Genomic DNA, 25,030 nt, shown 5'->3' on the forward strand with positions numbered 1-25,030 from the left:
CACCACAGATCCCATTGTGGGAGCAAGCTCGCTCCCACAACGATCCGTGTAGTGCCTGCAACCTGTGAAAACAAAAAGATTGTGACGACATGTCAGAACCCACTCTACTGAACAACGAAATCCGCGACTGGCTGATGGACTGCGGCCTGTTCGATCAATTGCAACTGGCGGATTTCGCCGCCGCGTCGGGCTACTTCAGCATCAGCACCGTGGCTGAAGGTGAAGCGATCTTTCGCGAAGGCGATGCCGGCAGTTTCATGTGCATCATCCACACCGGCCAGGTGGCCGTGCAGAAAACCGGCGGCGACGGCCAGGTCGTGACCATGGCTACCCTGCGCAGCGGCCGGGCGTTCGGCGAAATGGCCGTGCTCGACGGTGAGCGCCGTTCGGCGACTTGCGTCGCGGCGAGCAACTGTCAGTTGCTCAATCTCGGCAAGGATTCGCTGGAAAAAATGCTCAACGACGCGCCGAAGATTGCCGCCAAGATCATCCGCGCCCTCGCCGTTTCCCTGTCCAAACGCCTGCGCATGGCCGACGGACAACTCGCCGCCCAGCAGATCTAGCCTCCCGGGGATTTGGGTTTGCTGTCGGTCTGTTCCAGGCCCGGCAATGGCTGATCCTTGGTCGGCGGGCTGGGCATTTCGATCGGCACCAGCGGCGGGCCGCCACTGCCGGGGCCGGCCTTGGGAATCGGCACCGGGCTGATCTGCGGATACGGGGTTGGCGTCGCAGTACCGGGCGAGCCCGGTTGCGGTGTCGGGCTGACGGGAATCGTCTGTTGCGCCTGTACGGCAGTTATCGAGAGCGCGGCCAGGGTAATGGCCGTTAGAATGGTGCGCTTCATCAAGGGCTCCGTTGGCCTGAAGTCTGCCTTCAGGCTACTCCCAACGCGCCGGCTTGCCTTCCCCCCTGTAGAGATTTCCATGAAACGTTTCGTTCTGCTCGACACCACGCCGATCCCTGACAACGGCGGTGCCCTGTGCCTGTTCGAGTATGGCGAGGACTTCGTCATCAAGATCCAGGGCGGCGACGGCGGCCAATTGATGAACACCCGCATGCACGGTTCCGAAGACGCGCTGGCCGAGATCCCGTGCCGCAAGGTCGCTGGTCGGCCGAACTCGCGGGTGCTGATCGGCGGCCTGGGCATGGGCTTCACCCTCGCCTGCGCACTCAAGCATCTGGGCAAGAGCGCCGAAGTGGTGGTCGCCGAGCTGGTGCCTGGCGTGGTCGAGTGGAACCGTGGCCCGCTCGGAGAAAAGTCCGGACGTCCGCTGCTCGATCCGCGCACGGTGATTCGTCAGGAAGACGTGGCCAAGGTGCTGCAAAGCGAGCCGAATGGCTTCGACGCGATCATGCTCGACGTCGACAACGGCCCCGAAGGCCTGACCCAGAAGGCCAACAGTTGGCTGTATTCCGCCGCCGGTCTTGCCGCTTGCGCCAAGGCGATGCGGCCCAAAGGCGTGCTCGCGGTGTGGTCGGCCAGCGCTGACCGGCAGTTTTCCGACAAATTGCGCAAGGCCGGTTTCAAGGCCGAGGAAGTGCAGGTCTTTGCCCACGGCAACAAAGGCACGCGCCACACGATCTGGATTGCCGAGAAGCTCAAGGGCTGAGCTAAACTTGCCTCATAACCGTCATTAGTCTTCTGCAAAGGTGAACCCATGAGTTCGTCCACCCCGACCAACACTTCGAAGCTGGATCGCATCCTTGCCGACAACCAGCGCGACAAGGAAATGGGCTACCGCGACAAGGCCCTGAAGATGTACCCGCACGTGTGTGGCCGCTGCGCCCGTGAGTTTTCCGGCAAGCGCCTGAGCGAATTGACCGTGCACCACCGCGACCACAACCACGACAACAACCCGCAGGATGGTTCCAACTGGGAACTGCTGTGCCTGTACTGCCACGACAACGAACACTCGCGCTACACCGACCAGCAGTACTTCGGCGAAGGCTCGCTGAGCACGCCGAAAATCGCCAAGGCCACGCATAACCCGTTTGCGGCGCTGGCCGGGTTGATGAAAAAAGAAGACTGAGCCTGCCATGATCGTTCCCGCGCTCTGCGTGGGAATGCAGCCCGGGACGCTCCGCGTCCCAAAGCGGACGCAGAGCGTCCATTGAGGCATTCCCACGCAGAGCGTGGGAACGATCAGCACCGCAGATCCTCAATCTGCCCGCCCTCCCCCAATCCCCGTATAATCGCCCTCTTTTTCCCGAAGGCACCCCGCTCGTGGCAGACAAACGGTACAGCTGCATTGGTTTGTATAACCCCAAATCACCGGAAAACGTCGGTTCGGTGATGCGCGCCGCAGGCTGCTACGGCGTGTCGACCGTGTTCTACACCGGCAAGCGCTATGAGCGCGCCGCCGATTTCGTCACCGACACCAAGCGCGTGCACTACGACATCCCGCTGATCGGCATCGACGACCTGAAAAAGATCCTGCCGCTCAACTGCGTCCCGGTCGCCGTGGAACTGGTCGACGGCGCCCGCCCCTTGCCCGAATACACCCATCCGGACCGCGCCCTGTACATCTTCGGCCCCGAAGACGGTTCGCTGGATCAAGAGATCCGCGACTGGTGCGAAGACGTCGTGTACATCCCGACCACCGGCTGCATGAACCTCGCCGCCACGGTCAACGTCGTGCTCTACGACCGCATGGCCAAAGGCCTGAATACCCGCTCCGGACCGAAATTTCGCTGAAACGCCGCACATCCGATGGAACGAGCTGACCGCCTGCGCAGTCAGCTTGTTTATCGATTACTCATTGCCTGGAGAAAGATCATGACCGAGCTCAAACGCGTCGAGCGTATCGAATCCACCCCGTTCCAGAGCCGTTCCGAGCAGAACGTCGAAGGCTGGGAGCGCATCGGCTCGCTGGCCGGCGGCGTGATCATGGTCGGCAAGGGCCTGCGCCGTGGCGGGGTGTTCGGGCTGATTCAGGTGGCGATTGGCGGTGTGGCCATGGCCCGCGGCATCACCGGCCACAGCTCGGTAAAAAGCCTGCTGGAGAAAAGTCGTCAGGACATGAACAACGTGCGGGCAAAGATCGAGCGGGCCGGCGACGAGCTGAGCAAGCTCAAGGCCAATGCCGAAGCGGCGACCAACACCGCCACGGTGACCGGTAATGACTCAGTGAAATCGCCGAAAGCCGGGGTTTGATTCTGGATTTACCTTGAGGCTGCTGGCCTCATCGCTGGCAAGCCAGCTCCCACAATGTTTTGGGGTGGAGACCAATCGGTGGTCACCACACAATCCTGTGGGAGCTGGCTGGCCAGCGATGACGGTATTACTGCAGTAACGCGGTATCGAGGACTTTGGACGACTCGCCGAGAATGCTTTCGGCGAGTTGCACGAACGCTTTGGTGTCCACCGTCCCCAGATGCATTGCCCCGCGCAGCATGTCATCCAGCGAGCGCTTGTTGCGGGTCTTCAGGCGAATTTCGCCATCCAGCTCCTGCAACAGCAGCACCGCTTTCGACACCTGCGCCGGGCTGATCTGCTCGCCGCGCAGGGTCGTGACCTTCTGGCTGTCCTTGGCCAGCTTCGCCTGCAACGCCTGGTAACGCTCGTCGCTCATGCCCCCCGCACGGCGCACCAGTTCGATGGCGTAATACTCGGCAAACCCTTCGCTGATCCAGTCGCTGCGCTGCTCGTCGTTGATCCGTCCGAACACTTGCGCCAGCTCGCGCACCAGTGCGCTGCTGCCGCTTTCGCTGACCAGCGGCAACCGCGTGTTGAGGTAGATCGACTCCCGCGCCGCCAGGCTGCCGCGCCACATCGGGTCGTTGGCACCGACGATCAACAGTTTGCTCGGATGGCGCGGAAACACCGCCTGCACCTGCGGCCAGACAAACGTCAGCAGCGTCAACACGTCCATCCGGCGCATGCCCTGCCCTTGCGGCGAGGCCACGGTGACTTCGGTTTCCCCCAACCGCGAGCGACGGCTGCCAAGGTGGCCGGCGAGCATCCAGCCGGTCGGGCGGTCGAACAGGCGTGACGGATTATCGATGCGGAATTTGTTCTTGCCGATGCGTGGCCAGGCGGTTTCGACGCTTTTCCAGCCATCGGGCAATTCGAAGTGCAGGCGTGCGACCAGCTCGATGCCGTCCTGTTGATCGAGCCTGGCTGGCGGCACCAGTTCATCGCCGCGCATCAGCGCCCAGGTCGGGGTCATGCGCGTGTCGAAGCTGCCGTTCTTGCGACCATGGCTGATGCGCACGCGGTAGGTCAGGCTGGCCTTGTCCGCCGTCGGGCGCCAGACCCCGCGCGCCGGTTTGCCCGGCGTCAGTTGCCACTGGCCGTCGGCCTTGAAATCGCTGTAGCGGCTGCCATCGCCAAGGTCGAAATCCAGGCTGCGCACCACTTCGCCCCTGGCGAAGGTCATGCGCACTTCGGCCTGATCGCTCTGCGGCAACAGGCGTACCTGATAATCCAGATCGACTTTCTTCGCCGCCCACACCGGCGCACTCAGCGCCAGCAGCGTGACGATCAGCGCCCGGCGCAATCCCGTCGCCATACCTGCTCCTTGGTCAATCGTTAACCTGCGCGGAAAATCAGGTGATCTTCCCAGTCGTCTTCCGGCACGCTGCCTTCGGCGAGCATGCGCCCGGACTGGGAAATCCGCTCGTGGTGCACCGCGTCGCGATCACCGCAGACCAGGTGATGCCACAGCGGCAGATCCTTGCCTTCGCTGACCAGCCGATAACCGCAGGTCGGCGGCAGCCATTTGAATTGTTCGGCCTGGCCCGGGGTGAGCTGAATGCAGTCCGGAACAAACTTCATGCGGTTCGGGTAATCGCTGCACTGGCAGGTTTTCAGGTCCAGCAGTTTGCAGGCGATACGCGTGTAATAGACGCTGTTGTCTTCTTCATCCTCGAGCTTTTGCAGGCAGCACAGGCCGCAACCGTCGCACAGCGATTCCCACTCCTCGTGATCGAGTTGATCGAGGGTTTTGCGTATCCAGAACGGTTCGACTTTGGCGGCCATGGCTCAAGCATCAACATCAGGTGGTGAAAAGGCCGCCAGTCTAGTGCCCAAGGCCCCGTGATCCAAGCGCTGGCGACTGCCGGTTGTGCGGGGCTTGTCAGTTTTTGCGCGGCCAAGTAGTTTTGCCGGTCACACCAGGCCTTCGCCGGATGCCATTAACGCTCGACCGCGTTGCACCCGGTGAACTGCAGGCTTGCGCCACAACCCCATCGTTCAGCCCAACTGATCCCGCCGGGTTTCGCTTCCAACCTGTCCTCAAACGTAGCAAGGAATCTCTCGATGAGTGCCAACCCTCGCGTTGCCGAATACGCCATCCACCCGCAGTTCACCGATCGCTGGTCGCCCCGCGCCTTTACCGGCGAAGCGATTTCCGAAGAAACCTTGTTGAGCTTCTTCGAAGCCGCGCGCTGGGCGCCGTCGGCGTACAACTCGCAGCCGTGGCGTTTTCTCTATGCCCGTCGCGACACGCCGAACTGGGAGCGTTACCTGGGTCTGCTCAATGAATTCAACCGCAGCTGGGCACAGCACGCGTCGGCACTGGTGATCGTGATTTCGAAAACCACCTTCACCGCACCGGGCGCGACCGAGGAAACGCCAGCGCTGTGGCACACCTTCGACACCGGTTCCGCGTGGGGCCATCTGGCGCTGCAAGCGAGCCTGAGCGGCTGGCACACCCACGGCATGGCCGGCTTCGATCAGGAGCTGACCCGCAAGGAGCTGAACATTCCGCAAGGCTATGCGCTGCACGCCGCCGTCGCGGTGGGCAAGCTGGGTGACAAGGCAAGCCTGGCGGATTACCTGCAAGCACGGGAAACGCCGAGCCCGCGTCGTCCGCTGAGCGAACTGGCGGCTGAAGGCGATTTCACCCTCTAAGCCCCGTTTGATCGTTCCCACGCTCTGCGTGGGAATGCCTCAAGGGACGCTCCGCGTCCAGTGACGCGGAGCGTCACGGGCTGCATTCCCACGCGGAGCGTGGGAACGATCTCTAGTCAGTAACCGCGTGCGAAATCCACTTCGCCGCGCAGCGCCTCGCCCGCCTGATACGCCCGCAAGTTATCCAGAAACAACTGCACCATCATCGGCGGCGAGGTCGGTGCCGAGCTGTGCCCGGTCAGCAGCAAGCCCCACGCGGTCCAGAACGGGTGCCGTTGCGGCAACGGTTCCTGGCGGCAAACGTCGATCACCGCGCCAGCCAGATGGCCTTCTTTCAACGCTTCCACCAGATCCGCGTCGACCACCGCGACACCGCGCCCGGCGTTGATGAACAACCCGGTCGGCTTGAATTGCTTGAACAGTGCAGCGTCGTAGATGTCGTGGGTGTGCTCGGTGTTGGGCAGCAGATTGACCACGTAATCCGCTTCGCCCACCAGACGCGGCAAGTCCGCCATCGAGCCGACTTCGACAAAAGGCGCCTGCTCGCGAGCGCTGCTGGCGATGCCGTACAACTCGACGCCAAACGGCAGCAGGAACTGCGCCACGCTCTGGCCGATGTCACCGGTGCCGACGATCAGCACCTTGCGTCCGACCAGACTCTGGCCGGTGCGGTTGTCCCACTTGCGCTCGACCTGGCTGACCAGTCGCGCCAGCACTTCGCGCTCATGGCCGAGCATGTAGGTCAGCACGTATTCAGCCATGACCTGGCCGAAAATGCCGACCGCCCGGGTCAAGCGGTAATCCCGGCGCAGGCCGTCGGCCAACAGCGGCGTGATGCCGGCCCAGGTCGATTGCAGCCATTGGGGCTGGTGGCCCTGACGCAGCAGGGTCGCCAGCAGATCCGGCTGACCCAGCCATACCGGGCAATCGACGGCCTGACGGGCCAGTTCGGCGGAGTCGCCGCTGGTCAGCACTTCAAGCTCCGGGGCCGCCTGACGCAGCAGTCGGGCGTATATCGCGTGGTCGTGTTCAGCAATCAGAACGCGCATCTTCAAACCTTTCGCAAACCGTGCAGGCGGCCGTCCACTTCGGGGCAGCCGTCGCCGTAAAAACCGTTCCAGGGGTTACAAGAGGCCCAGGACAGGGCCTCGCGGATCAGACCGGGTCGTTGCGTCGCAGCAACTCTTCGGGCAAGTGCTCGATGTACTCTTCCTCGGCCGGTGGCATCTGCAGGTGATAGCCCTGCTTGTCGAGGTTTTCCAGGACCACGGCGATGTCTTCGCTGGCGAGCTTGCGCTCGGGGGTCAGCACCAGATCGAAGGAGTGCTTCGCCTTGCCGAACGCCGCCATCAGGCCTTCCGGCACACGCTCCAGCGCATCGCTCTTGAGCACGTACAGATACATGCCGCTTTTCTTCGAACTTTGATAAATGGAACAAATACGTTTCAAGGCTGTTCTCCGGCGGTGGCCAGGCTGTCGAGCAGCTTCTGGCCCATCAATTCGCGGCGCCAGCCACGCAGCGAATCAGGCAATTGGTAAGGCCCCTCGGGGAAGCCGCTTTTGACCAGCGCTTCGAGGGTTTTCTTGCGCAGCATCAGCTCCGGCGCGATGCCCAGACGCTCAGCTTCGGCCTGACCGAGCGCCCGCAGCTGTTTGATCAGCGCGGCGGCTTCGATCGGCAATGGCTCCGGCACAGCTGGCGGCCATTGATCAGGCCCCACACTGCCAGAGCGCTTGATCAGATCAAGCAGAAACTCGCCGTCCTGACGCACGGTACGCGGATGCATGTCTTCGATCTTGCCCAGCGCGCTGAGGCTGTCCGGTTGGGTCCGGGCCAGCGGCCACAGCGAGTGTTCACGGACGATGCGGTTGCGCGGCAGATCGCGGGCACGGGCCTCGCGTTCACGCCAGGCACACAGCTCACGCAGTACGGCCAGTTGGGCGCGGGACAGCTTCCACGCCAGTTTGGCCTCGCGATACACCTCGTACGGGTCGGTTTCGCGGCGCAGGTTGGCGACCAGTTCGGCGCCGTCCTCCAGCACCCAGGCGTATTTGTCGTCGGACAGTTTCGGACGCAGTTGTACGAAAACCTCCGCCAGATGCACGGCGTCTTCGGCGGCATAGCTGATTTGCGTGTCAGACAACGGACGCTGCAACCAGTCGGAACGGGTTTCACCCTTCGGCAGTTCGATGCCGAGCACTTCCTGCACCAGACGCGAATAACCCATCGAGAACCCGAGGTTCAGGTAGGCGGCAGCCAGTTGGGTGTCGAACAGCGGCGCCGGCAGGCTGCCGGTCAGGCGCAGCAGGACTTCAAGGTCTTCGCTGCAGGCGTGCAGGACTTTGAGTACCGCCGGGTTTTCCAGCAAAGCGGCCAGAGGTTGCCAGGCGTTGATGGTCAGCGGGTCGATCAGGTAGGCGCGTTTGCCGTCGCCGACCTGCAACAGGCCGGCAATCGGGTAGAAGGTGTCGACCCGCATGAATTCGGTGTCGAGGGCAACGAACGGCAGCTGCTGCCACTCGGCGCAAAACTGCGCGAGGCTATCGTTGTCGCGAATCCAGTGAATATCGATGGCCACACGGCTCTCCCTTCAAGAATGGCGCGCAGTATATATCGCCACCGGCGCTTTCCGCGCCTCTACAGGGCAAGAGCTTGATGAAATCTCCTGCCTGAGGGAAAGAATAGTCTTACAGATTGAGTCTGCCGGTCAGTCCTTGGCCAGCACCCCGTCGATCACCGCGCCCCGGCAGCCGGCAAACATGTCCAGATCCGGCTGGTACACCTTGCTCTGCACCTCCAGCAGACCGAGCATCGAGTGGAACAGGTTGTCCTGGCTCAGCGGCTTGTCGCGGCTCATTTGCAGGCAATGGGTGTCGACCGAGTAAGACTTCTGATAGCTGTCAGAGAACCACGCCAGCATTGCCACGTGTTTTTGCTGCTCCGGCGCCAGCATGTACGGCGTGCCGTGCAGGAACAGGTTGTACTCACCCAGGGATTCGCCGTGGTCAGACAGGTAGAGCATGGCGGTATCGACCTTGTCCTGATTGCTGCGCAGCACATCGATCAGGCTCGAGAGCACATGATCGGTGTACACCAGCGTGTTGTCGTAACCGTTGACGATGCTTTCGCGGCTGCAATTGTTCAGCGCATTGCTTTCACACACCGGGGTGAAGCGCTCGTATTCCTTTGGATAGCGCTTGAAGTATTCCGGACCGTGACTGCCCATCTGGTGCAGGACCAGCACAGTGTCCTTGTCCAGGTGATCGATGAAGCTTTGCAGGCCTTGCAGCAAAATCTCGTCGCGGCATTCGCTGTTGGCGCACAGCGCCGGGTCTTTCAGATTGCTGACATCCTGCAGGGTGACACGGTCGCAGGTGCCTTTGCAGCCGGACTGGTTGTCGCGCCAGATCACGTCGATCCCGGCCCGTTTCAGCACGTCCAGCAACCCTTCCTCATTCTTCGCCTTGCTGGCGTCGTAATCCTTGCGGCCCATGTTGGAGAACATGCACGGCACCGACACCGCGGTTTCGGTGCCGCAGGAATGCACGTCGGTGAAGGCGATCAGGCCGGCTTCCTTGTCCAGTTTCGGTGTGGTGTCGCGGTCATAACCGAGGATGCCGAAGTTTTCCGCCCGGGCACTTTCCCCCACTACCAGCACCGTCAGGGATTTGCGCGGATGGTTCTGCACGGCGGCGTTACGCTGGGCGTCTTCGCCAAGCGTGACGAACGGTTGATGCGCCGAAGCCACCTGCTCACGCAGATAACCGGCCGAGGCGCCGATGTAATTGCTCGGCACCAGCATCAGGCGAATTTCGTGGTGATTGCGAAACAGCGACGACAGTCCTTGATAATTGGCCAACGCGACGCCGCCAATAACCGCGACCGACGCGACACTCACCACAACTTTGCTTAATAACTCGCGATGCCAGCGACGATAGTTGACTGGAACTTTCCACAACAACCAGGACGGCAAGACACCCAAAAACAAGATATAAACCAGCAACTTCAAAGACAGCAGATCGCGAACTTCGGTGGCATTGGTTTCGGCAAAGTTGCGAAACATGCCGGCATCGATCAATACACCGTATTGGCTCATGAAATAAGCTACGCCGGCACTGACCATGAACAACAACGTCAACACAGGTTTCAAAACAGGTCGAAACGCCAGCAGCGTCAAGACGATGTTATACGCCGCGAAGATCATCACCCCGAACGCAATGCGCATCGCAATGCCCTTGCCGTCCGCGGCGGTGATGTCGAACAGGTGTTGCCAGAGAACGAAATTGAATCCGGTCAAAAGAAAGGCGCTGGCAAACAACGTCACCCATTCCGGGTGCACGGCTTTTAACTTGAACATGGCGAGGGACTATTTCCTTGAAAGAAGTGCCGTCGCCAATTGTGAAAATTTCATTGACGCAGACCACACAAACTCTAAGCAGGCAACCATCAATTTTTTGTGAAAAAGAAGCCAACGATTAGTTGGCCGATGAAATAACCATGAAATATGCAGCGTATTTGAGAATGATTCAGCTGTGGTTAAGACGCGGGCCACGAGGTGCCGTATCGAGTTTCTCGATAGCGGTCATGACATTCTGATTTGCCGCCCCGCTCGCCTGCCCGCCTAATCAACAGCCCCTGGTTCAAAGGTCTGAAGATGGAAAACGTTCGCGCCACTGCCCGCCCCGCTTTCTGGCTCATGCTCGGCATCATCCTGGTCGCCCTCAACCTGCGCCCGTCGATGGCGGCGGTCGGCCCCTTGCTCTCGGCCATTCGCGGCGATATGGCGCTGAGCTTCAGTCTCGCAGCGTTACTGACCCTGCTACCGGTGATGGCGATGGGGCTGGCGATGTTTTTCGGCATGGCGGTCAGCCAGCGCCTCGGTGAACAGCGCACGGTGCTGCTGTCGCTGGTGATCATTGGCTTGGCGACGTTTTCGCGTTTGTTTCTCGATTCAGCGGGCGGATTGATCGCCAGCGCCGTGCTGGCCGGGATCGGTATTGCACTGATCCAGGCCCTGATGCCCGCGCTGATCAAATCGCGATTTCCCGACAACGTGGCGCTGTGTATGGGCCTTTACGTCACTTCGATCATGGGCGGCGCGGCGCTGGCCGCTTCGTTCGCACCGTGGGTGATGATGCAGACCGGCAACTGGCGGGCGGGACTGGCTGTCTGGGCGGTTTTGGCACTGCTCGCCATTCCTTTCTGGTGGAAAAACCGCGCCACGTCACCGAACACCAACCGGGCCGTTGTCAGAAAAGAATCCTTCTTCACGAATTCCCGCGCCTGGCTGCTCGCGATCTTCTTTGGTCTCGGCACCGCGTCCTACACCTGCGTGCTCGCCTGGCTGGCGCCGTATTACGTGGAAAAGGGCTGGAGCGAACAAAACGCCGGCCTGATGCTGGGTTTTCTGACGGCCATGGAGGTGATTTCAGGGCTGGTGGTGCCGGCCATCGCCAATCGCAGCCGTGACCGACGCCTGGTGCTTGGCGCCCTGCTCGGCCTGATCATCGCCGGGTTTGTGGGGCTGATCCTCAGTCCCCTGCACTTGAGCCTGCTATGGCCGTGCCTGCTCGGGCTGGGTATCGGCGGGTTGTTCCCGATGAGCTTGATCGTATCCCTCGATCACCTCGACGAACCGCAACGTGCCGGCGGGCTGACCGCATTCGTACAAGGCATCGGCTACCTGATTGCCGGGCTCTCGCCGCTGATGGCCGGGATGGTGCGCGATCAGTTGGGCAGCTTCGAATGGGCCTGGTGGTCACTGACGGCAGTGATGGCGCTCATGCTGTTGATGGTGCTGCGTTTTGATCCACGGCATTACACCCGGCACATGGGCTGATCGGGCGAACGGCAGGCCGCCTCGTCTGGATAAAGGCTTCTGGCCAGCTTTTCCGGGTTTGATTGTGTACGTCGTGTTACTAAAACTTTCTGTCCCACAAGTGACAGTGAAACGTCCTACAGGGCTTTCTCCTGGCACCATCGTTCCGTTACGATCATGCGCACACGTTTGCGCGGATTCGGCGCAAGGAGCACAGCGAGACAGAACGGATGCTGAACAGTAACTTGCTTAGAAAGCTCGACATGCAGGATCTCATGGTGTTTGTCGCCGTGTATGAGCAAAGCAGCGTCACCGACGTGTCGGAGTCGCTGTTCGTCAGCCAGTCCACCGTCAGTTACTGCCTGAAAAAACTGCGTACCAGCTTCGAAGACGATTTGTTCGTCAATACCCGCACGGGCATGCGCCCGACCTACAAGGCCAGCAGCATGTATGGCCATGTGCAGAAAATCCTCGAAAGCATCAACCTCTGCCACGCCGGCGCCCCGACCTTCGACCCGATGGCGCAACCGGTGACCTTCAACATCTGTGCCCCGGAATACTTCGAGCAACTGATCCTGCCGCGGATGTTGAAGCGCTTTGACTTCGATGACTTGCCGGTGATGGTCAACATGCACAAGTTCGAAACCGACGTGCCGGTCGAAGAGTTGCGCGACGGCAGCCTCGATCTGGTGATCTGTTTCGGCCCGCACTTCCATCGCAGTCACGCCGACCTGAAATCACGCATGTTGCTGGAAGATGATCTGGTCTGCGTTTTCGACAAACGCGCCACGCCGCTGGAGCCGCGACTGAGTCTGCAAGCTTTTACCGAACGCCGGCATGTGTTTCCCACGCCGTGGACGTCGACCACCAACATGGTCGATGGCTGGCTGGCGCGCCAGGCGCAAAAACGCCAGATCGTCGCCCGCTCCAACAGTTACAGCGCGGCGTTGAAGATGATCACCGGCACCGATTTCATTCTCACCCTGCCCCGGCGGATCCAGCGTTTACTGACCAACGAAGCGGTGTTCAACCACTGCGAGGCGCCGAATGGCCTGCCGGGGTTTACCCTCGACATGCAGTGGAGCCACAACGTCGATCAGGACAGCGCCAACCTCTGGCTGCGCGAGCAGGTCATCAAGACCTGCGCAGAGCTGGAAGCGGCCTGAGTCCTACACGCCGATGGCGGTCTTGTTGTAGGACTCGCGGTCGATGTCGAGCAGTTCCACACTCAACTGCACCTCGACCCCGGCCGGCCATTCGCACAATTCCTGCAATACCGCCAACAGGCTCTGCGACAGTTGCTTCTTGATCTCCGGAGAGCGCCCGCTGAGCAGCGCCAGCCTCACCGCCACAAAGGCGCGCTCGTTCATGGCGGTGCCGACCTTGAAGGTTTCAACCTTGAGCGCACGGCTCTTGATATCGAACTCCGCCGAGAACTGACCGGAACCCACCAGCGTGTTATTGAGCCGGATCAACGCCACGTCAGCGTTCAGTTGCGGCAGGTTGGCGGTGTATTCCAGGTGCAGGTGTGGCATCTCGGTGCTCCAGTGGTTCGGCGGAAAGGTCGTACATATAACACAGCAACGCATGACTCACGCCAACGACGACATCACCGGACGCTCACTCATGAACTGCTCCAGCCGCGAACGCAGCCAGCGCTCCGCCGGGTCGCTGTCGACGTGGCTGAGCCAGACCATCGACAGGTCAAGGGTCGGGGTCTTGAACGGGAACGGCTCCTTGAACAGGAACCCGGAAGCGGCCATGGCTTCGGCGGTGTAGTCCGGCAGGCTGGCAATCAGATCGGTGCCGGCCAGCAACGCCGGCAACGAACTGTACTGCGGCACCGACAGCACCACCTGACGGGTGCGACCGATATCCGCCAGCCACTCATCGGCGTAGCCACTGACATTGGCTGTGTGGGAAACCAGCACGTGGGGGCGTGCGCAATATTCATCGAGTGTCAGCGGCGTGTCGGATTTGTCGGCGCGCAGGATGCTCGGCTGAATATGCCGCAGCAGTTTGCGCTTGGCGTTGGCCGGCAGGCCGCGGGTCTGGCTGATGCCGACAGTGATATCGCCGGCGGCCAGCAGATCGGGAATCCGCCAGTAATCGACGTGCTGCACCACGAACACCACGTTCGGCGCCTCCTGGCGCAATACCCGAAGCAATGGTGGCAACAGGCCGAATTCGACGTCATCCGACAGACCGATGCGAAAGGTCATGGTGCTGACGGCCGGGTCGAAATCCCGGGTCAGGCTCAGCGCCACCGACAGCGAGTCAAGCGCGGGCTTTAGATGGCGATAAATGTCTTCGGCGCGGGCGGTCGGCTCCATGCGATGGCCGACGCGGATGAACAACGGATCGTTAAGCATGGTGCGCAAACGATTGAGCGCCGAACTGATGGTCGGCTGGCCGAGAAACAGCTTCTCGGCGGCCCGGGTCACGTTGCGTTCGAGCATCAAGGTCTCGAATACCACCATCAGGTTGATGTCGGCCTTGCGTAGTTCATTGCGGTTCATCCATTGCCCCCCGATCCCCAGATTGCGGCAGTGTAGAAAGGCCGTGGGGGCGGCGTCCATCGAAACGGTGCGTCATTGCACCGTCAACGTCTTCAGCCCCAGCCCCATGACCCGCGAATCGTGGTTGATCCCCAACTGTCGGGGGCTGACGGCATCCGGCAACTGTAATTCGATTTCGAGCCGGGCATCGTTCCCGAGGCGCTGGTTGAGCTGGGCGCTGATCGGAATTTCCAGGCGATTGCCTTGAAACTGCGTCAAACGGGTATCCAGCACTGGTTGGCCGTTCAGACTGATGATCACCCGCTGGCCGGGGTGCCCGGGCTGTATGAATGCCAATGCGTCGATCACGATCGAACTCGCCGGAGGCAACACGCGCAATTGGATTTTCGCCTGTTGACCTTCCGTCCACGTCCCCCAGCTTTCAGGCTTCGACCAGCCGCTGGCCAGTTGCCGGTTTCGATAATTGAAGACCAACGCCTGTCCCGGGCGAGTCAAGGGAAGGAGTGAAATCCGTCGCCCCTCATCCTGCACGGACAGGCACTGCACACAACGTTTCCAGCCCGGCGCCAGTACCGTAATCCCGTCCACGCGCGTCAACAGATCGGTTTCACTGTTGATGGTTCTCGCGGCATCGACCAAAGCATCGTCGTCCAGGACGTACAAGGAATCTGCGTCGTACTGCCCCGAATCGAGCATCGCGCGGGCGTTCTGCTGTGCCCGCACCAGCGCCGAAGTGCTCATGCGTCCCAGATAGACAGCATCGGTCTTCATGCCGTGGGTCGCTGCGAAACCGGCAATCATCTGCCAGCGCTCTCCTTGATTCTGTGGCATCAGACTGCGGACATTGGCATAACGCGCAGCGGCGCTCGCCCAGAAAGGATCAGTCATCGGGCTGGCCCAGACCGACGAAGGTGCCACCATTTTTCCCTGCCGCAGCCCCATCCAGCCGTTTCGGGTATCGACAACCTGGATCAGCAGCGCCACCGCGAGCAGACCGATGGCGACGCGCGGCCGATAACCGCGTACCACCAGAAAAATCGCGGCCAGGATGCAGACATACAGAACCGGCCAGAACATCCGGCCCGAGGCACGAAAGATATTGGCCAGCGCGACAAAACTTTTCGGCAGCGGATAATCGAGATTCAACGCCCCGATACCGATCTGATTCGACAAAGCGAACAGCCATAAACCGAACAGCGCCATCAGCAGCCATGGACGCGCGCGCACCTGATCCTGCAAGGGTTGGCGGTTTCGAAATCCGGCAATCAGCGCCAGCGGCGCCAACAAGAGAACGCCCGGACCAAGGTAGTTGAAACCTTCGTAATCCCCGTCGGCCTTCGGCAGATCAGGCAGGATCAATGACCAGCCGGCCGGGTCGAGGGGCGACAGCAGATTCATCCGGTACAAACCAAAGCCACCGGATGCCGCGCCATCGGCAATGCTGAAATACCCGGCCTGCCAGCAACACACGCTTACCAGAGCGAAAAGCATGCCCCCTTCAATCATCCCCTGACGCCGGGTCAATGACTGATTGAATGTCTTGCCCAGCAGATCCGCCACCCAGATCAGCGCAACCATGGCCAGCAGGTAGGCGTGCACCCATGCCGTTACAGCAAGCAAGGTTCCCCAGGCGACACGACGTCGGCTCAGGTTCGGCAACAGCGTCAGGTACAGCGCAGCCAGGATCAGGAAATGGCCCGCCAGCGAGAGGTGCGCGCCCATGCGCAAAAACATCGCAGGCGAGAACACCAGCAACCCGGTCCCCAGCAGTCGAATCAAGGTTTGGGTCGTCATCAGCCCCATCAGCTTCCAGCCAAACCAGGCTTGCAGGACACAACAGGCCAACAGCCACAAACCGAAATACTGGAAGGTCTCCGGCAACCAGGCACTGAACGGTTTGAACAACAGCGCGAGCAGTGGATTGGAGTCGGAAAAAATGATCGCGCTGCCCAGTTCCAGGCCGTAAGAAGGATTGAGCCCGAGCGGGAACGTCCAGGGCGCCTGCCGAAAAAACGCCCAACCCAGATAATGCGTCGCCGGATCGCCGTGCTCCAGCCAGGCGATGTTCTGCGGATTCAGCGCTTGCGGCCCGACCACCAGAAAAAACACCAGAACACCCAATAGCAGCGGCAACAGGGAAAGTGCCGGGTGCTCCCGTGAATCCGTCATCGATACGTCCAGAAGTTATGCAATACAAAGGTGAATGCCGGAATCGTCAGCGCCACGGCAATGATTCCGGCCAGATAGTGCAGCCCGGCCATCTGCGCCGCCCAGGCCACGAACATTGCCAACAGAAAGCCGCCCGCCGAAACCATCAGAAAACGCATCAGAGTCTTGCCGTGCAACCGGGCGGAAAAACTCCAGGTGGTGTTGATCACGTAGGACACCACCGTCGCCACGATAAAGGCGACGCCGTTGGCCAACGCAGGCACAGGACTGACGAAATTGATGAACAGCACTGCCACCAACGCATGCAGCGCCGTGACGAACAGACCGGTGACGGCAAAACGCACACCGCGCTGAATCAGTGCGGACCGTTTCGTCGCCATCACGGCTTGCGCGCCAGCACGAACACACTCAGTCCGCCTGCGCGGTTGATGCCCATCAGCGGCAGCTCGAGGCTGCACAGGGTTTTCAGCAGTCTATTGACCAGCGGATGATGTTTTTTCAATTGCGAACGCGGTGCCGAACCCCGAGCGCCGGGTATCAGGCGCGACGCCAGCGCAATCGGGAAGACCGCGCCGAAGTAATAGGCGCCCCGCTCCACCGTCAATCCGGCCTTTCGGGCGAGAGTTTCGAATTGCCCCAGAGTGTAGCGACGCTTGTGTTCGAGAAAATCATCGTGCCCGCTCCACATGAACTGGAACGCCGGCACGGTCATCAGGAAGCGACTGCCGGAGGGCACTTTGTCGACGTAAGACTCGAGCAGGCCGAGGTCATCATCGACGTGCTCCAACACATCCATCAGCAACACCAGATCAGCATCCACGGTGTCGATCGAGCGACGGTAATGCACCGGTTTGCCGGCAGTGGTGGCGCTGGAGTCGGCCGGGTAGCTGATGTCCACGCACCAGGCTTCGCGTGCCGCCGTGTGCGTCAACAAATGATGGGAAAAAAATCCTGAACCGGCGCCGACGTCGAGAATTCGTTTGATGGGCGCCTCACCCAGCAGGCGGCGGGTAGCCGCTGCCTTGGAGCAGTAATACCAATGCTCGCCGATGCTGTCGCCGAGAATGTCGGTTTCCTTGAGATCCATCTGTCAGTCCTTGGATTCGTAAATGCGGCGCACCAGGAAAACCGGCCGGCGCTTCGCTTCGATGTAGGTGCGGCCCAGGTACTCGCCGAGCACGCCAATGCCGATCAGTTGCAGGCCGCCGAGGAATGTCACCGCCACCATCAGCGACGCATAACCTGGCAGATCGACACCGTGCAGCACCGTACGCAGCACGATGAACATCGCAAAGGCGAACGATACCAGAGACACCAGCGCCCCCAGATACGTCCAGATCCGCAACGGCTCGGTGCTGAAACTGGTGATGCCTTCCAGCGCGAAATTCCACAGTCGCCAGCCATTGAACTTGCTCTGCCCCGCCGCCCGCTCGGGGCGTTCATATTCGACCTGCGTGGTGCGGAAACCGACCCAGGCGAACAAGCCTTTCATGAAGCGCCGCGACTCGGGCAAGGTCAGCAACGCATCGACCACACAGCGATCCATCAAGCGAAAATCGCCGACATTCTCGGGCAATGGCTGATCGGCAATCCGGTTGTGCAGGCGATAGAACCAACTGGCGGAGGTCTGTTTGGCCCAAGTGTCGTTGCGCCGGCTGATGCGGTGGCCGAGCACTACCTCGAAACCCTCCCGCCAGCGTTCGATCATCTGCAAAATGACTTCGGGAGGATCCTGCAGATCAACGTCGATCGGTACCACGATCTGCCCGGTGGCAATCTGCAAACCGGCGGACATGGCCGCTTCCTTGCCGAAATTGCGACTCAGATCGACGATGCGGATGCGTGAATCGCTCTGCTGACGGATCAGGAGCCGCTCCAACGTCGTATCGGAACTGCCGTCGTTAACGAACACCAGTTCCAGTTGGACGAGCGCCTCTTGCTCGAAAACCTGATGAATACGCAGGAGAAAGCCGTCGAGGCTGTCCTCTTCATTGAATACGGGAATCACCAGCGACAACTTCACCGGGCCCGCGTGTTGCGTTCCGTGCAGATGAGCCAATGGACTGCTCTTTCTTATAGTGATTGTCGGTCGTCGAACGCCGTTCGACGCCATGAGCCGCACCGTATTAAGCAGCAGCCCGATATGTCATGCAAGGGGCAAACGACGGCGTTCCGGCCAATCCGGAGGACGATCCCTGCGCTCTGCCCAGTGCCTTTCAGAAACATTCACGAACGATTGGAAACAAATCCCCGATAGCCAAAAATCCGCGCTCCGCTAGGCTTGCGTCGAGGCGTCACACAGGCTGTCGCACATAAATCGCATGGAGCGAACTGAATGTATTTCGAGATTTACAGGCAATCCAAAGGCACCCCGAGCACCGGCAAGGGCCAATGGCGCTGGCGGCTGCGGGCAGGCAACCACGAGACGGTCGCCAGCGGGGAGTCGTATGTGAACAAGGCGGATTGTCTGCATGTGATCGAGTTGATCAAGGGTGTCCAGGGGGATACGCCGATCAAGGAGATCTGAGGACTGTTCAGGACGCCGGGCTGCCTGTGTTGGCAGCTCCGGCGACTTCTGATGTTGCTTCAGGGCATCAGGTCGCCCTGGAGATGGCGGAACAGACTGAGTTTGGAATATGCCTTGCGACGGTCGAGTCCTGACCGTCGCTACCCAGCCAGAATCAGCCGATAGAAGAATCTTTAATTTAAGAGGTGACTCTATGTTTTAAGCACTTGTTGATATCTTCAGAAGTTACAACTGGCGGGCCTGCTGAGTGCTAGACAAACCAGCTTAGATGGTTCTGCCAATTGCTTGCTCGTAGTACGAAAGGAAATGCCGCCACTGCGACTCATCCCAGTAAGAATGCCGTCTGAGTTGAGGAATGTCGTGACGAGCTGCTCCCATCGCCGTAGCACGACCGCGTGACTTCTCTAAATCAAGTAACGCCAGCTCGAAGTCAAATACCGCATCCGTAATCGATGCCTTGATAAAGATGTGTTTGGACCGCATGCAACCGTGCTGCCACTTGCCCGAGTGCATTCTCGCCAGCATTTGCGCCAAACGCTTAAATAGTTGCTCATGTTGTTCCGTCGTCAACATGCTGGCAGCGCCTTGGCTATACCAAGTATCCAGATCTATGAAGCCGCCCAGGTCTTCTGTAACCAAAACACCTTGCCATACCCCGTCGACTTTTCTCGCCCCATAAAATACGGGTCTTGGCGCGTTTACACCCAGTTTCTCGAGTCTGGAGAGAGCAACTCCCTCACGCAGAGCGGTGGGTCTGCCAGTGGGATAACGCAGGCTGCGAAACAGATGGCCGGTTTGACGCTTGACGAAGAAGGTTCTGTTATCTTGAACAACCAGCTGGACACCACTAGTACCGCTTCGGCGCACATTGGGTGGTTCAACCCACGATCCGGATGTACCCCACCAAAATTCAAACTCTTTGCCTGACCTGCCCATTACGCGCTCCATTATTTAAAAGTTTTCTGCGCCGTTTTATTTTGATCGCAATAGCAGCTCAGTCCATTCGTGAATATAAATAGTTCCCCGCAAATTGCAGGTTTTTTTACCAGCTCGAGTTCTTGCTCTTTACAGAGCCGGACATTCAGAGCGACCACGCTCAAGACAAGCGATTTGGAAGATTTTTGCGTCCACGATTGGCCGATGGTGGTTACTGGCAAACCTCTGCTTATCGCTGGAAGCGGTCGGTCAGCCTACTAAGCTTTTACCAAATATTTGCCGGACGATCTTCGTTGGATTTCATTCGTCCCCTCATAAGTCCCTCTGAAAGGTATTCAGCCAGCCTTAGAGCATCAAGTCCGTCGTTAACTATGTAAGCAACGCCAAGCACGTCGAAAAAATTTGGCAAACGCCGATTCGTCTACATCAGCAAGAGCGATGTAGAGCCATTCGAAGCGCTCGTAGACACCAAGAGCATGGCCGGTGTCGTGTCAAAAATGCTGGGGTTTTAAAACGGACTAGAGCCGCATGACGGGCAAGGTTTATGCCCAGGAAATGTTTCAAATAGATCGACGGGAACGAAAAAGCCCCCGTAATCTTCAATGATTACGGGGGCTTAGTCTTGTTCAATAATGGCGGAGAGATAGGGATTCGAACCCTAGGTACCGGTGAAGGTACAACGGATTTCGAATCCGTCCCATTCGGCCACTCTGGCATCTCTCCAACGGCGCGCATCATAACAACACTTTTACCGAAAGCAAACCCTCTTTCGAAAATTTCTCCGTGCTATCAGATGCTTGCGTCGATTAAAGCGGTACGCCCAGACGGTTGGCGACTTCTTCGTAGGCTTCGATGACGTCACCGAGGCCCTGACGGAAGCGGTCCTTGTCCATCTTCTTCTTGGTGTCCTTGTCCCACAGACGGCAGCCGTCCGGGCTGAACTCATCGCCCAGGACGATGGAGCCGTCGCTGAACACGCCGAATTCAAGCTTGAAGTCCACCAGCAAGAGGCCTGCGTCGTCGAACAGTTTGCTCAGGACTTCGTTGACCTTGAGCGACAGTTCCTTCATGCGCGCCAGTTGCTCGGCGGTGCCCCAGCCGAAAGCCACGACGTGGGATTCGTTGATGAACGGGTCGCCCTTGGCGTCGTCCTTCAGGAACAGTTCGAAGGTGTACGGGTTGAGCTTCATGCCCTCCTCGACGCCCAGACGCTTGACCAGGCTGCCGGCGGCGTAATTACGCACGACGCACTCGACCGGGATCATGTCGAGTTTCTTCACCAGGCACTCGTTGTCGCCCAGCAGTTTGTCGAACTGGGTCGGAATGCCGGCCGCTTCGAGTTTCTGCATGATGAAGGCGTTGAACTTGTTGTTCACCATGCCTTTGCGGTCGAGTTGCTCGATGCGCTTGCCGTCGAACGCCGAAGTGTCGTTGCGAAACAGCAGGATCAAGCGGTCAGCGTCGTCGGTCTTGTAAACCGATTTGGCTTTGCCGCGGTAGAGTTCTTCACGTTTTTCCATGATGGGCTCCGCTTGCTAAGTAGATGGGCTAGGCGATGTGGCGCCAGTCGAGCCCTGAATCTTGATCGGCCAGTTGCAGCCAGTCCGGGTCGCACCCGAGGGTGTCGACAAAACATTGCCGGGCCAGCTGCGGCAGGTTGTTCTTGCTGCTCAGATGGGCCAGGACCAGGTGTTGCAGGCCTTGCCAGCCCAACTCGGCCACCAGGAATGCCGCCTGATGGTTATTCAAATGTCCCAGCTCGCCGCCCACCCGCTGCTTGAGAAAGTACGGGTAATGACCACGGGCCAGCATGTTGCGACAGTGATTGGACTCGATCATCAACGCATCGAGATCCCGATAGCCGTCCAGCACCCGTTCACAGTAAGAGCCCAGGTCGGTCAGCAGGCCGAAGCGCCGTTCACCGTCACTGAACACGTACTGAGTCGGTTCCCGCGCATCATGGGCCACGGCAATGACCCCGATGTTCAGAGCACCGATCTGCAACTGCTCGCCACCGGTCACGAAACCGGCAGGTTCAATCGGTTTGCGCATCCCTCGCAGTGTGCCGCGACTGAGGTAGACAGGCAGATTGTAGCGCCGAGACAGCAAACCCACGCCATGCACGTGGTCGGCATGTTCGTGGGTTACGAGTATCGCGCTCAGTTGCGCCGGGTTAACCCCCAGGCGCAACAGGCGCTTTTCGGTTTCCCGCAGGGAAAAACCACAATCCACCAGCACATACGTATCAGCACTGGCGATCAGCGTGCCGTTCCCTTGGCTACCGCTGCCGAGAACGGCAAAACGCATTGGATCAGCCCAGGTTGTCCTGAATCACGCTCAACACTTTGCGGGCCACATCGGCCGGCGCAACGGTGTTGATGTTTTTCTCGACGGTCACCTGAACGTTCTCGCCGACCTTGCTCAGGCGAACCTGATAACGCTCGGCACGGGCTTCAACTTCTTCCTTGGTCGGCGCGCTGCCGAACAGGCTGCTGAAGAAACCTGGCTTCTCGTCTTTCTTCTCGGCCTTTTCGGACAAGTTGATGTAGTAGAGACCCAGGCTGCGGTTGATGTCTTCAACGCGCCATTCGCCCTGTTCCAACGCACGACCGACGCTCGACCAGGCACGATCCAGATCCGTACCGACGTTCAGTACCGGGTTGCCGCTGCCGTCTTCGCTCAGGCTGACACGGCTTGGGGTGTCGAAATCACGCGAAGCCAGCATCGACACCGAACCACCCTTCTCGGAGGTCCGGCTCATGCTCGCGAGCATGTCGTCAACCAGCGCAGCGTCCAGGCCAGTGTTGACCGAACGGTTGGTGAAATCGACATTGGCGGTGCTGCCGGCAGGACGCTCGGCGCTGACCACGTAGACTTCACTGGTGTTGCGCTGCACGCCTGGCTCGATGCGCACCCGCACGCGGGTTTCGCTGTCGGTGCTGACGCCGGCGGCGCTCAGGCGCTTGGCCATGGCGGCGGACAGTTCATCGGAATGCTGCCAGGTGGTGGTGAATTCGCCGGTTTGCGGGCGCTGTTCATCCAGACGGAAACCGTTGTCCTGGAAGTACTGCACCGCTACTGGCCAGACTTCGGCCGGTGGGTGCTGGGCCATGACCCAACGCGAATCACCGCTCTTCTGCAGCGAGTAGTCGCTGGCATCGGCAACGGTCGACAGCGGTTGAGGACGCGGAACGACGTATTCACCCTTGGCGGTGTCGTCGGCCACGTTGCGCGGGATCGGCAGCAGCGGATCCAGGCGCTTGGAAGTGCTGACGTCTGGTGGCAGTTGCATCGGTGCAGTCTGTTGCGCTTCCAGGTAATCGCTACCACGGTCACGGAAATAACCTTCCGGGCCCCAGATCCATCCGCAGCCACTGGTGCTGGAGATAATCAAGGCAAGTGCGGAAAGTCCGGCCATTCGCTTCATGCGTTGTACTTCCTCAATTAAACCAAGACGTTGCACTGGCGCAGGGCCGAGCGCAGCGTTTCATGACAAGGAGCGCTCAGCCAGGTCAGCGGCAGGCGGATGCCTTCGTGCATCAGGCCCATTTCGACCAAAGCCCACTTCACCGGAATCGGGTTGGCTTCGATGAACAGGTCCTTGTGCAGCGGCATCAGTTTTTCGTTGATGGCCCGCGCGGTCTCGGCGTCGCCCTTGAGCGCGGCCTCGCACAGGTCGGCCATTTCGCGCGGGGCGACGTTGGCGGTGACGGAGATGTTGCCCTTGCCGCCCAGCAGGATCAGCTCGACTGCGGTCGGATCATCGCCGGACAGCACGATGAAGTCCTTGCTCACGCCGTCGATGATCGCCTTGGCACGTTTCAGGTCGCCGGTCGCTTCCTTGATGCCGATGATGTTCGGCACGGTGGACAGGCGGATCACGGTCTCGGCCTGCATGTCGCAGGAGGTGCGGCCAGGAACGTTGTAGAGAATCTGTGGGATGTCGACCGCTTCGGCGATGTGCTTGAAGTGCTGGTACAGGCCTTCCTGGGTCGGCTTGTTGTAATACGGGACTACGAGCAGGCAGGCATCGGCGCCGGCTTCTTTGGCATTGCGGGTCAGCTCGACCGCTTCGCGGGTCGAGTTGGCGCCGGTACCGGCGATCACCGGAATGCGACCGGCAACCTGTTTGACCACGGCTTTGATGACGGCGATGTGTTCTTCTACATCAAGGGTTGCCGACTCGCCGGTGGTGCCAACCGCGACAATGGCATGGGTGCCGTTCTTGAGATGGAAGTCCACGAGTTTGCTCAGGCTGTCCCAGTCAAGACGCCCTTGTGCATCCATGGGTGTGACCAGTGCCACCATACTGCCCGCAATCATGAAACCGCTCCTGCCGGAAAAAGAGAGCGGTAATGGTACTGGCGCCAAGATGCTTGCACAAGCGAAGTACTGTGCCGCCATTCCCCTTGGCGCCGCTTTTCGCTACCCTTCAGACTTTGATCGGTACTGATCAGCTTGTACGCCGGGTTCCAGTCTCCCGTTTCGGCCTACCGGGCTCCGTTCCAGTGTCGTTGCCGTACGCTTGCTTGTTCATGGAGCCGTAGCGCCACACGAATCGGGCCTTCCGGACAGTCATTGCCCCGGCAATCAACGCCCTCTCCCTACCGACCGCTCATCGCTTTAGGAATGCTGCATGTCCACCCCCACAGTTCGCGAACAATTCCTTGTCATCAGTGCCCTCGGCGCCAATCCCATGGAGCTGACCAACGTCCTGTGCCGCGCCAGCCATGAAAACCGCTGCGCAGTCGTCACCTCGCGCCTGACCCGCCACGGCGAATGCAGTGCGCTGGTGCTCGAAGTCTCCGGCAGCTGGGACGCCCTGGCTCGCCTTGAAGGCAGCCTGCCGGTGCTGGCCAAGCGTCATGCGTTCACCGTCAACGTGGTACGCAGCGCCGCCCTGGAAAATCGTCCGCAGGCCTTGCCGTATGTGGCTTACGTGTCTTCGGCGTACCGCCCGGACATCATCAACGAGCTGTGCCAGTTCTTCATGGATCACAACGTCGAGCTGGAAAACCTGACTTGCGATACCTATCAGGCACCACAGACCGGCGGCACCATGCTCAACGCCACGTTCACCGTGACCCTGCCCGCCGGCACCCAGATCAGCTGGCTGCGCGACCAGTTTCTGGATTTCGCCGACGCCATGAACCTGGATGCACTGATCGAACCGTGGCGCCCACAGAACCCAATGTAAGGAAGCTTT

The 25,030-nt window shown here is 60.0% G+C and carries 28 protein-coding genes and 1 tRNA gene; 10 read left to right on the forward strand and 19 right to left on the reverse strand.

Annotation, left to right across the window (positions count from 1 at the left end):
- Positions 1–89: 89 nt before the first annotated feature.
- Positions 90–563 carry a cyclic nucleotide-binding domain-containing protein gene (locus CAF73_RS21850; RefSeq protein WP_007956482.1) on the forward strand — a complete coding sequence of 158 codons (474 nt, stop codon included), beginning with the start codon at positions 90–92 and terminating at the stop codon, positions 561–563.
- Here CAF73_RS21850 and CAF73_RS21855 read toward each other — a convergent pair.
- The gene (locus CAF73_RS21855) at positions 560–844 is read right to left on the reverse strand and encodes a hypothetical protein (protein ID WP_085700621.1); all 285 of its coding nucleotides are present in this window, start codon (positions 842–844) and stop codon (positions 560–562) included. The genes CAF73_RS21850 and CAF73_RS21855 overlap by 4 nt on opposite strands.
- A gap of 79 nt (positions 845–923) precedes the next feature.
- Between CAF73_RS21855 and CAF73_RS21860 the strand changes: the two genes are divergently transcribed.
- The 4 genes from CAF73_RS21860 (at position 924) to CAF73_RS21875 (ending at position 3,154) form a co-directional block, all read left to right on the forward strand.
- Positions 924–1,610 carry a hypothetical protein gene (locus CAF73_RS21860; RefSeq protein WP_085700620.1) on the forward strand — a complete coding sequence of 229 codons (687 nt, stop codon included), beginning with the start codon at positions 924–926 and terminating at the stop codon, positions 1,608–1,610.
- A 48-nt stretch (positions 1,611–1,658) separates the two neighbouring features.
- Positions 1,659–2,030: a YajD family HNH nuclease gene (locus tag CAF73_RS21865; protein WP_007944009.1), complete on the forward strand. Its 372-nt coding sequence runs from the start codon at positions 1,659–1,661 to the stop codon at positions 2,028–2,030.
- A gap of 194 nt (positions 2,031–2,224) precedes the next feature.
- Positions 2,225–2,695: an RNA methyltransferase gene (locus CAF73_RS21870; RefSeq protein WP_007958066.1), complete on the forward strand. Its 471-nt coding sequence runs from the start codon at positions 2,225–2,227 to the stop codon at positions 2,693–2,695.
- Positions 2,696–2,776: 81 nt separating this feature from the next.
- Entirely contained in the window at positions 2,777–3,154 is a 378-nt protein-coding gene (locus tag CAF73_RS21875; RefSeq protein WP_085683107.1) for a DUF2892 domain-containing protein, read from the forward strand.
- Between the two features lie 127 nt (positions 3,155–3,281).
- Here CAF73_RS21875 and CAF73_RS21880 read toward each other — a convergent pair whose 3' ends face one another.
- Positions 3,282–4,511 carry a hypothetical protein gene (locus CAF73_RS21880; RefSeq protein ID WP_085703813.1) on the reverse strand — a complete coding sequence of 410 codons (1,230 nt, stop codon included), beginning with the start codon at positions 4,509–4,511 and terminating at the stop codon, positions 3,282–3,284.
- A 20-nt stretch (positions 4,512–4,531) separates the two neighbouring features.
- Positions 4,532–4,981 carry a YcgN family cysteine cluster protein gene (locus CAF73_RS21885; protein WP_085683109.1) on the reverse strand — a complete coding sequence of 150 codons (450 nt, stop codon included), beginning with the start codon at positions 4,979–4,981 and terminating at the stop codon, positions 4,532–4,534.
- Positions 4,982–5,260: 279 nt separating this feature from the next.
- On the opposite strand from CAF73_RS21885, the gene CAF73_RS21890 reads away from it, so the two are divergent.
- Positions 5,261–5,854: a nitroreductase family protein gene (locus tag CAF73_RS21890; RefSeq protein ID WP_085700617.1), complete on the forward strand. Its 594-nt coding sequence runs from the start codon at positions 5,261–5,263 to the stop codon at positions 5,852–5,854.
- Between the two features lie 116 nt (positions 5,855–5,970).
- Here the strand turns inward: CAF73_RS21890 and CAF73_RS21895 are convergent, their stop codons facing one another.
- The 4 genes from CAF73_RS21895 to CAF73_RS21910 all read right to left on the reverse strand — a co-directional run bounded on the left by CAF73_RS21895 (position 5,971) and on the right by CAF73_RS21910 (position 10,212).
- Entirely contained in the window at positions 5,971–6,903 is a 933-nt protein-coding gene (locus CAF73_RS21895) for a D-2-hydroxyacid dehydrogenase (protein WP_007958054.1), read from the reverse strand.
- A gap of 106 nt (positions 6,904–7,009) precedes the next feature.
- Positions 7,010–7,303: a YcgL domain-containing protein gene (locus CAF73_RS21900; protein WP_085703814.1), complete on the reverse strand. Its 294-nt coding sequence runs from the start codon at positions 7,301–7,303 to the stop codon at positions 7,010–7,012.
- Positions 7,300–8,433: a ribonuclease D gene (rnd, locus tag CAF73_RS21905; RefSeq protein WP_085700615.1), complete on the reverse strand. Its 1,134-nt coding sequence runs from the start codon at positions 8,431–8,433 to the stop codon at positions 7,300–7,302. The genes CAF73_RS21900 and rnd overlap by 4 nt, the downstream gene beginning before the upstream one ends.
- A gap of 129 nt (positions 8,434–8,562) precedes the next feature.
- Positions 8,563–10,212, reverse strand: a complete 1,650-nt coding sequence (locus CAF73_RS21910) for a phosphoethanolamine transferase (RefSeq protein ID WP_085703815.1) — start codon at positions 10,210–10,212, stop codon at positions 8,563–8,565.
- 297 nt (positions 10,213–10,509) lie between these two features.
- On the opposite strand from CAF73_RS21910, the gene CAF73_RS21915 reads away from it, so the two are divergent.
- Together CAF73_RS21915 and CAF73_RS21920 are read left to right on the forward strand one after the other, a co-directional pair.
- Complete coding sequence (locus CAF73_RS21915; RefSeq protein ID WP_085703849.1) at positions 10,510–11,694, forward strand: cyanate transporter; 1,185 nt, start codon at positions 10,510–10,512, stop codon at positions 11,692–11,694.
- Positions 11,695–11,903: 209 nt separating this feature from the next.
- On the forward strand, positions 11,904–12,839 hold the full coding sequence (locus tag CAF73_RS21920) for a LysR family transcriptional regulator (RefSeq protein WP_085703816.1): 936 nt from the start codon (positions 11,904–11,906) through the stop codon (positions 12,837–12,839).
- A gap of 3 nt (positions 12,840–12,842) precedes the next feature.
- On the opposite strand, the gene CAF73_RS21925 is transcribed toward CAF73_RS21920, so the two are convergent.
- The 6 genes from CAF73_RS21925 to CAF73_RS21950 all read right to left on the reverse strand — a co-directional run bounded on the left by CAF73_RS21925 (position 12,843) and on the right by CAF73_RS21950 (position 18,420).
- On the reverse strand, positions 12,843–13,208 hold the full coding sequence (locus CAF73_RS21925; protein ID WP_085700611.1) for a 5-carboxymethyl-2-hydroxymuconate Delta-isomerase: 366 nt from the start codon (positions 13,206–13,208) through the stop codon (positions 12,843–12,845).
- A 57-nt stretch (positions 13,209–13,265) separates the two neighbouring features.
- Complete coding sequence (locus CAF73_RS21930; RefSeq protein ID WP_085700610.1) at positions 13,266–14,192, reverse strand: LysR family transcriptional regulator; 927 nt, start codon at positions 14,190–14,192, stop codon at positions 13,266–13,268.
- 72 nt (positions 14,193–14,264) lie between these two features.
- Positions 14,265–16,361 carry a DUF6311 domain-containing protein gene (locus CAF73_RS21935; RefSeq protein WP_085703817.1) on the reverse strand — a complete coding sequence of 699 codons (2,097 nt, stop codon included), beginning with the start codon at positions 16,359–16,361 and terminating at the stop codon, positions 14,265–14,267.
- Positions 16,358–16,741: a GtrA family protein gene (locus CAF73_RS21940; protein WP_227234739.1), complete on the reverse strand. Its 384-nt coding sequence runs from the start codon at positions 16,739–16,741 to the stop codon at positions 16,358–16,360. The genes CAF73_RS21935 and CAF73_RS21940 overlap by 4 nt, the downstream gene beginning before the upstream one ends.
- The gene (locus tag CAF73_RS21945; protein WP_085703818.1) at positions 16,741–17,448 is read right to left on the reverse strand and encodes a bifunctional 2-polyprenyl-6-hydroxyphenol methylase/3-demethylubiquinol 3-O-methyltransferase UbiG; all 708 of its coding nucleotides are present in this window, start codon (positions 17,446–17,448) and stop codon (positions 16,741–16,743) included. Before CAF73_RS21945 ends, CAF73_RS21940 begins: the two co-directional genes overlap by 1 nt.
- Before the next feature lie 3 nt (positions 17,449–17,451).
- Positions 17,452–18,420, reverse strand: a complete 969-nt coding sequence (locus CAF73_RS21950; protein WP_085700606.1) for a glycosyltransferase family 2 protein — start codon at positions 18,418–18,420, stop codon at positions 17,452–17,454.
- Between the two features lie 276 nt (positions 18,421–18,696).
- Between CAF73_RS21950 and CAF73_RS21955 the strand changes: the two genes are divergently transcribed.
- Positions 18,697–18,888, forward strand: coding sequence for a DUF1508 domain-containing protein (locus CAF73_RS21955; RefSeq protein WP_085700605.1), 192 nt, complete (start codon positions 18,697–18,699; stop codon positions 18,886–18,888).
- Positions 18,889–19,152: 264 nt separating this feature from the next.
- Here CAF73_RS21955 and CAF73_RS21960 read toward each other — a convergent pair whose 3' ends face one another.
- The 6 genes from CAF73_RS21960 to dapA form a co-directional block, all read right to left on the reverse strand.
- Positions 19,153–19,824: a lipopolysaccharide kinase InaA family protein gene (locus CAF73_RS21960; RefSeq protein WP_085703819.1), complete on the reverse strand. Its 672-nt coding sequence runs from the start codon at positions 19,822–19,824 to the stop codon at positions 19,153–19,155.
- Between the two features lie 633 nt (positions 19,825–20,457).
- Positions 20,458–20,547: transfer RNA gene (locus CAF73_RS21965), tRNA-Ser, on the reverse strand.
- A gap of 83 nt (positions 20,548–20,630) precedes the next feature.
- Positions 20,631–21,344, reverse strand: a complete 714-nt coding sequence (gene purC, locus CAF73_RS21970; RefSeq protein WP_007963288.1) for a phosphoribosylaminoimidazolesuccinocarboxamide synthase — start codon at positions 21,342–21,344, stop codon at positions 20,631–20,633.
- A gap of 28 nt (positions 21,345–21,372) precedes the next feature.
- Positions 21,373–22,131: an MBL fold metallo-hydrolase gene (locus CAF73_RS21975; RefSeq protein ID WP_085700603.1), complete on the reverse strand. Its 759-nt coding sequence runs from the start codon at positions 22,129–22,131 to the stop codon at positions 21,373–21,375.
- Between the two features lie 4 nt (positions 22,132–22,135).
- Positions 22,136–23,251: an outer membrane protein assembly factor BamC gene (bamC, locus tag CAF73_RS21980; RefSeq protein WP_085700602.1), complete on the reverse strand. Its 1,116-nt coding sequence runs from the start codon at positions 23,249–23,251 to the stop codon at positions 22,136–22,138.
- A 17-nt stretch (positions 23,252–23,268) separates the two neighbouring features.
- Positions 23,269–24,147: a 4-hydroxy-tetrahydrodipicolinate synthase gene (gene dapA, locus CAF73_RS21985; RefSeq protein WP_085683177.1), complete on the reverse strand. Its 879-nt coding sequence runs from the start codon at positions 24,145–24,147 to the stop codon at positions 23,269–23,271.
- Positions 24,148–24,460: 313 nt separating this feature from the next.
- On the opposite strand from dapA, the gene CAF73_RS21995 reads away from it, so the two are divergent.
- Positions 24,461–25,021: a glycine cleavage system protein R gene (locus CAF73_RS21995; RefSeq protein ID WP_007958014.1), complete on the forward strand. Its 561-nt coding sequence runs from the start codon at positions 24,461–24,463 to the stop codon at positions 25,019–25,021.
- Positions 25,022–25,030: the final 9 nt, after the last annotated feature.

The organism is Pseudomonas sp. B15(2017) (assembly GCF_002113215.1).
Lineage (GTDB): Bacteria > Pseudomonadota > Gammaproteobacteria > Pseudomonadales > Pseudomonadaceae > Aquipseudomonas.

Bases quoted from the DNA above. Each gene is read 5' to 3' on its own strand.
- CAF73_RS21915 (WP_085703849.1), top strand. From the start codon at position 10,510: ATGGAAAACGTTCGCGCCACTGCCCGCCCCGCTTTCTGGCTCATGCTC.
- bamC (WP_085700602.1), bottom strand. From the start codon at position 23,251: ATGAAGCGAATGGCCGGACTTTCCGCACTTGCCTTGATTATCTCCAGC.
- CAF73_RS21880 (WP_085703813.1), bottom strand. From the start codon at position 4,511: ATGGCGACGGGATTGCGCCGGGCGCTGATCGTCACGCTGCTGGCGCTG.
- CAF73_RS21930 (WP_085700610.1), bottom strand. From the start codon at position 14,192: ATGAACCGCAATGAACTACGCAAGGCCGACATCAACCTGATGGTGGTA.
- CAF73_RS21920 (WP_085703816.1), top strand. From the start codon at position 11,904: ATGCTGAACAGTAACTTGCTTAGAAAGCTCGACATGCAGGATCTCATG.
- CAF73_RS21885 (WP_085683109.1), bottom strand. From the start codon at position 4,981: ATGGCCGCCAAAGTCGAACCGTTCTGGATACGCAAAACCCTCGATCAA.
- dapA (WP_085683177.1), bottom strand. From the start codon at position 24,147: ATGATTGCGGGCAGTATGGTGGCACTGGTCACACCCATGGATGCACAA.
- CAF73_RS21855 (WP_085700621.1), bottom strand. From the start codon at position 844: ATGAAGCGCACCATTCTAACGGCCATTACCCTGGCCGCGCTCTCGATA.
- CAF73_RS21925 (WP_085700611.1), bottom strand. From the start codon at position 13,208: ATGCCACACCTGCACCTGGAATACACCGCCAACCTGCCGCAACTGAAC.
- CAF73_RS21960 (WP_085703819.1), bottom strand. From the start codon at position 19,824: ATGGGCAGGTCAGGCAAAGAGTTTGAATTTTGGTGGGGTACATCCGGA.
- CAF73_RS21910 (WP_085703815.1), bottom strand. From the start codon at position 10,212: ATGTTCAAGTTAAAAGCCGTGCACCCGGAATGGGTGACGTTGTTTGCC.
- CAF73_RS21955 (WP_085700605.1), top strand. From the start codon at position 18,697: ATGTATTTCGAGATTTACAGGCAATCCAAAGGCACCCCGAGCACCGGC.
- CAF73_RS21945 (WP_085703818.1), bottom strand. From the start codon at position 17,448: ATGGATCTCAAGGAAACCGACATTCTCGGCGACAGCATCGGCGAGCAT.
- CAF73_RS21995 (WP_007958014.1), top strand. From the start codon at position 24,461: ATGTCCACCCCCACAGTTCGCGAACAATTCCTTGTCATCAGTGCCCTC.
- CAF73_RS21935 (WP_085703817.1), bottom strand. From the start codon at position 16,361: ATGACGGATTCACGGGAGCACCCGGCACTTTCCCTGTTGCCGCTGCTA.
- CAF73_RS21865 (WP_007944009.1), top strand. From the start codon at position 1,659: ATGAGTTCGTCCACCCCGACCAACACTTCGAAGCTGGATCGCATCCTT.
- CAF73_RS21975 (WP_085700603.1), bottom strand. From the start codon at position 22,131: ATGCGTTTTGCCGTTCTCGGCAGCGGTAGCCAAGGGAACGGCACGCTG.
- CAF73_RS21875 (WP_085683107.1), top strand. From the start codon at position 2,777: ATGACCGAGCTCAAACGCGTCGAGCGTATCGAATCCACCCCGTTCCAG.
- CAF73_RS21895 (WP_007958054.1), bottom strand. From the start codon at position 6,903: ATGCGCGTTCTGATTGCTGAACACGACCACGCGATATACGCCCGACTG.
- purC (WP_007963288.1), bottom strand. From the start codon at position 21,344: ATGGAAAAACGTGAAGAACTCTACCGCGGCAAAGCCAAATCGGTTTAC.
- CAF73_RS21940 (WP_227234739.1), bottom strand. From the start codon at position 16,741: ATGGCGACGAAACGGTCCGCACTGATTCAGCGCGGTGTGCGTTTTGCC.
- CAF73_RS21860 (WP_085700620.1), top strand. From the start codon at position 924: ATGAAACGTTTCGTTCTGCTCGACACCACGCCGATCCCTGACAACGGC.
- CAF73_RS21890 (WP_085700617.1), top strand. From the start codon at position 5,261: ATGAGTGCCAACCCTCGCGTTGCCGAATACGCCATCCACCCGCAGTTC.
- CAF73_RS21850 (WP_007956482.1), top strand. From the start codon at position 90: ATGTCAGAACCCACTCTACTGAACAACGAAATCCGCGACTGGCTGATG.